7 protein-coding genes are annotated in these 6,344 nt (G+C 66.0%); 1 reads left to right on the forward strand and 6 read right to left on the reverse strand.

Going from position 1 to position 6,344, the window contains the following annotated elements; all coding sequences use genetic code 11:
- Positions 1-70: 70 nt before the first annotated feature.
- Positions 71-484: a histone H1-like DNA-binding protein gene (locus VMJ11_RS08310; RefSeq protein ID WP_325618789.1), complete on the forward strand. Its 414-nt coding sequence runs from the start codon at positions 71-73 to the stop codon at positions 482-484.
- A 261-nt stretch (positions 485-745) separates the two neighbouring features.
- On the opposite strand, the gene VMJ11_RS08315 is transcribed toward VMJ11_RS08310, so the two are convergent.
- The 6 genes from VMJ11_RS08315 to VMJ11_RS08340 form a co-directional block, all read right to left on the reverse strand.
- The gene (locus tag VMJ11_RS08315; RefSeq protein ID WP_325618791.1) at positions 746-1,222 is read right to left on the reverse strand and encodes a glycine zipper 2TM domain-containing protein; all 477 of its coding nucleotides are present in this window, start codon (positions 1,220-1,222) and stop codon (positions 746-748) included.
- Positions 1,223-1,267: 45 nt separating this feature from the next.
- Positions 1,268-2,209, reverse strand: coding sequence for a carbohydrate kinase family protein (locus VMJ11_RS08320; protein ID WP_325618793.1), 942 nt, complete (start codon positions 2,207-2,209; stop codon positions 1,268-1,270).
- Between the two features lie 84 nt (positions 2,210-2,293).
- The gene (gene tpx, locus VMJ11_RS08325) at positions 2,294-2,794 is read right to left on the reverse strand and encodes a thiol peroxidase (RefSeq protein ID WP_325618795.1); all 501 of its coding nucleotides are present in this window, start codon (positions 2,792-2,794) and stop codon (positions 2,294-2,296) included.
- Between the two features lie 106 nt (positions 2,795-2,900).
- The gene (locus VMJ11_RS08330) at positions 2,901-4,211 is read right to left on the reverse strand and encodes a DUF3426 domain-containing protein (protein ID WP_325618797.1); all 1,311 of its coding nucleotides are present in this window, start codon (positions 4,209-4,211) and stop codon (positions 2,901-2,903) included.
- Positions 4,212-4,348: 137 nt separating this feature from the next.
- Positions 4,349-5,245 (reverse strand): 50S ribosomal protein L11 methyltransferase, encoded by an 897-nt coding sequence (gene prmA / locus VMJ11_RS08335; protein ID WP_325618799.1) that lies wholly within the window; start codon positions 5,243-5,245, stop codon positions 4,349-4,351.
- A 3-nt stretch (positions 5,246-5,248) separates the two neighbouring features.
- The coding region (locus tag VMJ11_RS08340; protein ID WP_325618801.1) for an acetyl-CoA carboxylase biotin carboxylase subunit at positions 5,249-6,344 on the reverse strand (1,096 nt) is incomplete at its 5' end.

Genomic DNA, 6,344 nt, shown 5'->3' on the forward strand with positions numbered 1-6,344 from the left:
TCGCGGGAAGCGGGTTTTGACGAAGGGTGTAGTTTGAACTGACTCTCATCTGAACCTGAAGGAGAAAAAAATGGCTACTGCCAAGAAGAAACCGGCGGCGAAGAAGGCCGCAGTGAAGAAGGTTGCAGCGAAGAAGGCAGCACCGGCTAAGAAGGCCGCAGCGAAGAAGGTCGCGGTCAAGAAGGTCGCAGCCAAGAAAGTCGCCGTGAAGAAGGTTGCTGCGAAGAAGGCAGCACCGGCGAAGAAGGCTGCAGCGAAGAAGGTTGCCGCCAAGAAGGCGCCTGCGAAGAAGGCTGCTGCCAAGAAGGCCGCGCCTGCGAAGAAGGCTGCTGCGAAGAAGGCCGCCAAAAAGGCGCCTGCGAAGAAGGCTGCCCCTGCCGCACCTGCTGCCCCTGCTGCGCAACCGTCCGCGCCCGCAGCAACGGTCAAGACTGCCCTGAACCCGGCCGCTGCATGGCCGTTCCCGACCGGCAGCCGTCCGTAAGCAGTACGAGGCGAAGCGCGCTGGCTACAGCAGTTGCGCGCTTCGCTGGTCGGGCCGGGCGCTATGGAGCGCCAGGCTCGATCCCGATCCCGTCGCCGGGTCTCCCGCGGCGGGATTTTTTTCGTCTGCACTTCGTACGAGTTGGCTCGGCGCACAGATCATGCCGCGCGAGCGCATGAAAAAAGGCGCATGCACAGGGGAGCACATGCGCCTGAGGTTCCGCATCCGGCGCAGGGCGCCGCTGCGGTACAGGGGAAAGCCTTAGTGCGTGACGCGCGTGACGCCGCCGCTCGAGAGCAGCCGCACGCGCTCGCCGGCGTTGAAGACTTCGCCGGTCGCCGTTTGCGTGATGGCGCGGTAGTCGCCGTTGTCGAGCCGGACGGTGATCTCGAGGCCGTCGCGCATCGCCACGCCGTTCTCGACCGCGTTGCCGGCCACGGCGCCCGCAATGCCACCGATGATGCCGGTGACGATGGAACCTCTACCGCCGCCGATCGAGCTGCCCGCGACCGCGCCGAGTGCGCCGCCGCCAATGGCGCCAAGGCCGCTAGGCTGGCCGTTGTTCGAGCTGATCTTCACCGCGCGCACGCTCTCGACCGTAGCCATGCGCACGGTTTGCTCGCGCTGCGCCTGCGAGGCGGTGTACACATCGGCGGAACTGCTGTTATAGGCGCAGCCCGACATCGCGAGCGAACCCGCGATCAAGGCTGCAACAACCAGACGACTCGTTATTTTCATTCCCGTAGCTCCAATGGGCGCCGCTCTTGCGTTGCGCCCCCCCGTTCAGTTCGGCAGTTCGTAGCCGAATGTCTCCTTGAATCGTTCGTTGATCTGCGCCCGTGTGGGCGCATAGTTTTGCGGACCCAGGTGTTCGATCTTGAGCGCGCCCATCAGGCTCGCGAGACGCCCCGTGGTTGCCCAGTCGAGGCCGTTCTCGATGCCGTAGAGCAGGCCGCCGCGGAACGCGTCGCCGCAGCCGGTCGGATCGAGCACCCGAGCGGCCTTGACCGGAGGAATCTCCTCGACCTCGCCGTTGTGGTAGATCTGGGAGCCATGCTCGCCGCGCGTGATGATCAACGCGTCGACACGGCTCGCGATTTCGTCGAACGACCAGCCCGTGCGATGGCTGACAAGGTTGGCTTCGTAGTCGTTGACCGCCACGTAAGTAGCAAGTTCAATGGCGCGGCGCAGCGACGCTCCGTCGAAGAGCGGCAGGCCCTGGCCCGGATCGAAGATGAAGGGGATGCCAGCTTTGGCGAACTGCTCGACGTGCTGGACCATGCCGTCGAAACCGTCCGGCGCGACGATGCCGAGTTTGACGCCCGGTGCTTCGTCCGCGCGGTTCAAATGCGATTGCATCATCGCGCCCGGGTGGAACGCCGTGATCTGGTTGTTCTCGAGGTCGGTCGTGATCATCGCCTGCGCGGACCACGTGTCGGGCAGCACGCGCACGTGCGCCTTCGGCAGGCCGAGCATGTCGAGACGATCGAGGTAGGGTTGCGCATCGGCGCCGCCGAGCGTCGCCATGATGTGCGCGTCGCCGCCGAGCAGATGCAGCGAGTAGGCGATGTTGCCGGCGCAGCCGCCGAATTCGCGGCGCATCGTCGGCACGAGGAAGCTCACGTTCAGGATGTGCACCTGCTCGGGCAGGATGTGCTCCCGAAAGCGACCTTCGAAGGTCATGATGTTGTCGTAGGCGAGCGAGCCACAAATCAGCGTAGCCAAGGTGGGAATTCCTGTAGGGCGAAGATAGGGGAAGGCGCGGCGCGCAGGCCCCACGAGGCACTGAAGGCGCGCGCCGCTGCCGGATTACTTGAGCGCTGCGAGTGCGGCGTCGTAGTTCGGCTCGTTCTTGATTTCGCTCACGCGCTCGGCGTAGATGACGTTGTCGTTCGCATCGAGCACGACCACGGCACGTGCGGTCAGGCCGGTGAGCGGGCCGCTCGTCACGTCCACGCCATAGGCCTGGGCGAAGTCATGGCCACGGAAGGTCGAAGCGGTGACGACGTTCGCGATGCCTTCGGTCGTGCAAAAGCGGGCTGCGGCGAACGGCAGGTCGCCCGAGATCACGACGACGGCCGTGTTGTCGAGTCCGGCCGCGGCTTCGTTGAACTTGCGCGTGGAGGTTGCGCAGACCGGCGTATCGAGGCTCGGCACGATGTTCAGCACTTTGCGCTTGCCGGCGAAATCGGCGAGCGAGACAGGCTTCAGATCCTTGCCGACGAGCGAGAACGCAGGGGCCTTCTGGCCGACGCTCGGGAACGTGCCAGCGACGTCGATCGGGTTACCGCCTAGCGTGACTTGACTCATGATGTGCTCTCCGGGAATGCATGTTGTGGTGAATGGTGCGCCCAGTCCAGCTGGGCGCCGGGGAAACGCGTGGGGCACACTGGTGCGCCCGCGCGCAGACGGAAAATCACGGGTAGAAAATTTCGATGCGGAAGTTCGACGCCACCACGTCGCCGGTGTCGAGCCGCACGATCATCGTCTGCGTGGTGCGTGCGGGCAGACCGGATTCGATGGGCGTGCCGGGCGTCACGTAGTCTTGCGGCCACAGCACGCGGCGCACGACGATGTTGTTCTGCCGGTCGAGCAGCGAGAGCTCGATGGCGGGGAAGGCGAGCGCCACGTTGAAGCGGTTGCGCAGCGGCACCTTCAGTTCGAGATGATGCGGCTCGTTGTCCACCTGGCGCAGATCGGACGGCTCGACCAGCAGGCCGTCGATGTCGCGCGGCGGCAGCACGCGGCAACCGAGCTGCTCGCAGGCCTGCTGATAGAGCGGCTGCGAGTCGGGCCAGTAGACCATCACCGTTTCGCGTTGCCACCAGGCGAGCTGCACGACGAGTAGCGCGAGAAGCAGGATGGCGACGAGCGTGCCGAGGATGCGCCAGCCGAGGCGGCTCGCGCCGCGCGGGCGTGCGGGCGCTTCGCGCGTGACGGCGAAAGGCTCCGCACCGCCGGTGGGCGGGATCGCGCTGAACGCGGGCATCGGCGCGGCTTCGGGATCGCGGCGGCCGAGGGTGGGTTCCGGGTCGCTGGCGCGGGCTGCCGATGCTTCGTTGGCCGAAAAGGTCGGCTCCGTGTGAGTGGCGGCCATGCCCAGATCCGGCTCGACGCGCGTCCAGCGCGTGGCGGGCGGGAAGGGTTCTGCGGCTTCGGGTTGTGTGGCCGGCGGCACAGGCGATGCGGCAGCCGCTGCCGGCTCGCCGGGTGCTTCCTCTGGCGCGCGCGCAAGCGTCGGTTCGTCGTCGTAGACGATGCGCGACTCTGCATCGCGCGTAGCACGAGGCGTCGCGCCAGGCGCAATTCCCGCGCCCGGCAGCTGGCTTGCGCTGTACTTCAGCCGCGGATCCAGCTGGCTGTCCGCCGGCGGCGCCCACGGATCCCATGCGCGGTTCGCGAAATCGGGCGCGGCACTCAACTGCGGGGGCGCCTCTCGCGATGGCGCGGCGGCTTCGAGTTGCGCATCTGGCCGTGATGCAGGCGGTGCCGCAAAGGGTGAGACGGGCTCCGGCGAGAGCGGCGCAGTCAGGCTGGCCGCGACTTCGGCCGTAACCGGCACGGCAAGCGAGAAGTCTGTGCCTTCAGGCACCTCGTAGAGACTGCCCGACGCATCGAACGCTTCCTGGCAATGTCCGCAACGCACGAGGCCGCGCCGCACAGCAAGCTGCGTGGGCTGAATGCGGAATACGGTTTCACAGAAGGGGCAGCGCGTTGCCAGAAGCATGTGGGCCGAGGATCTGGATAGACCGGAGGGTTGGCGATACCCGCCATTCTACTGGCAATCCACCGCAGTCTACGATTCCGGTCGCCGCGCTCGGGGCGCGATCAGGCTTCATGAAGCCGGCCAGTGCCGGGCATGCATTACATGCGGCGCGTGCCCGCGAGGCAGACCCAGCCTTCATGTTCACGCCAGACGGAGATGTCGATCCATTGTGCGTACACTTGCGCGACTTCCTCGGCCTGGCGCGCGAGGATGCCCGAGAGCGCGATGCGCCCGCCCGGCTTCACGCGCGAGGACAGCATGGAGGCCATGAGCTTGAGCGGATTCGAAAGAATGTTGGCGACGACGATGTCGAACTCGCCGGCGGGGCAATCGTCGGGCAGGCCGTAGGTGACGTCGGCGTGATTGCGCTCGCTGTTGTGGCGTGCCGACTCGACCGCCTGCGGGTCGATGTCGATGCCGATGACCGGATTCGCGCCGCACTTCTTCGCGAGGATCGCCAGAATGCCCGAGCCGCAACCGTAGTCGAGCAGCGACTCGCCCGGCTTCACGCTCTGCTCGAGCCACTCCATGCACAGACGCGTGGTGGGGTGGCTGCCCGTGCCGAACGCGAGGCCCGGATCGAGCTCGAGCACGAGCGCGTTCGGATCGGGGGCATCGTGCCACGAGGGAACGACCCAGATGCGCTCGCCGATCTGGATCGGATCGAATTGCGACTGCGTGAGGCGCACCCAGTCCTGTTCCTCGACTTCGCGCAGCGAGTACTTCGGCAGATCAGGCAAGCCGAGTTCATTCGAAGCGGCCGCGAGCAGCACAGCAGGATCCTGATCGTCGCCGATCAGCGCAATCACGCGCGAATGCTGCCACGCGGTGCGCTCGGGCGTGAGGCCCGGCTCGCCGAAGAGCGGCTGCTCGTCGGGCGTGTCGGCGTCGGCGTCTTCGACCGACACCGAGAGGGCGCCGAGCTCGATCAGCGCATCGGAGAGTTCTTCCGCGCGTTCGCGATCCAGCTCGACGATCAGTTCCCGATAGCTCATGAATTACGCTTCTTCCTTCTTGACCTGCTGACGCTCGGCGAGGCGGTTCTCGAGGTAGTGGATGCTCGTGCCGCCCTCGACGAACTTCGCGTCGAGCATCAGCTCACGGTGCAGCGGGATGTTCGTCAGGATGCCTTCGACCACCATCTCCGAGAGCGCAATGCGCATGCGCTGGATCGCCTGCTCGCGCGTGGCGCCGTAGGTGATCAGCTTGCCGATCATCGAATCATAGTTCGGCGGCACGAAATAGCCATTGTAGGCATGCGAGTCGACGCGCACGCCAGGACCACCGGGCATGTGCCACGAGGTGAGACGACCCGGCGAAGGCGTGAACTTGAACGGATCTTCTGCGTTGATGCGGCACTCGATCGCGTGGCCCTTCAACTGGATGTCGCGCTGGCGGAACGAGAGCTTCTCTCCCGCGGCGATGCGGATCTGTTCCTGCACGATGTCGATGCCGGTGATCTGCTCCGTGACCGGGTGCTCGACCTGCACGCGCGTGTTCATTTCGATGAAGTAGAACTCGCCGTTCTCATAGAGGAACTCGAACGTGCCCGCGCCGAGGTAGCCCATCTTCTTGCAGGCGTCGGCGCAGCGGTCGCCGATGCGATCGAGCAGGCGGCGCGCGATGCCGGGCGCCGGCGCTTCCTCGATCACCTTCTGGTGGCGGCGCTGCATCGAGCAGTCGCGCTCGCCGAGCCACACGGCGTTCTTGAACGAGTCGGAGAGCACCTGGATCTCGATGTGACGCGGATTCTCGAGGTACTTCTCCATGTAGACCTGCGGGTTGCCGAACGCACGCCCGGCTTCCTCGCGGGTCATGTTGACCGCGTTCACGAGCGCCGCTTCCGTGTGCACGACGCGCATGCCGCGCCCGCCGCCACCGCCCGCCGCCTTGATGATGACGGGGTAGCCGACCGCGCGCGCGATCTTCACGATTTCCTTCGGATCGTCGGGCAGCGCGCCTTCCGAGCCCGGCACGCACGGCACGCCGGTCTTGATCATGGTGTGCTTCGCCGTGACCTTGTCGCCCATCATGCGGATCGTTTCCGGGCGCGGGCCGATGAACGTGAAGCCCGATTGCTCGACGCGCTCGGCG

Source organism: Paraburkholderia sp. (assembly GCF_035501035.1).
GTDB lineage: Bacteria > Pseudomonadota > Gammaproteobacteria > Burkholderiales > Burkholderiaceae > Paraburkholderia.

Bases quoted from the DNA above. Each gene is read 5' to 3' on its own strand.
- VMJ11_RS08310 (WP_325618789.1), top strand. From the start codon at position 71: ATGGCTACTGCCAAGAAGAAACCGGCGGCGAAGAAGGCCGCAGTGAAG.
- VMJ11_RS08330 (WP_325618797.1), bottom strand. From the start codon at position 4,211: ATGCTTCTGGCAACGCGCTGCCCCTTCTGTGAAACCGTATTCCGCATT.
- tpx (WP_325618795.1), bottom strand. From the start codon at position 2,794: ATGAGTCAAGTCACGCTAGGCGGTAACCCGATCGACGTCGCTGGCACG.
- prmA (WP_325618799.1), bottom strand. From the start codon at position 5,245: ATGAGCTATCGGGAACTGATCGTCGAGCTGGATCGCGAACGCGCGGAA.
- VMJ11_RS08315 (WP_325618791.1), bottom strand. From the start codon at position 1,222: ATGAAAATAACGAGTCGTCTGGTTGTTGCAGCCTTGATCGCGGGTTCG.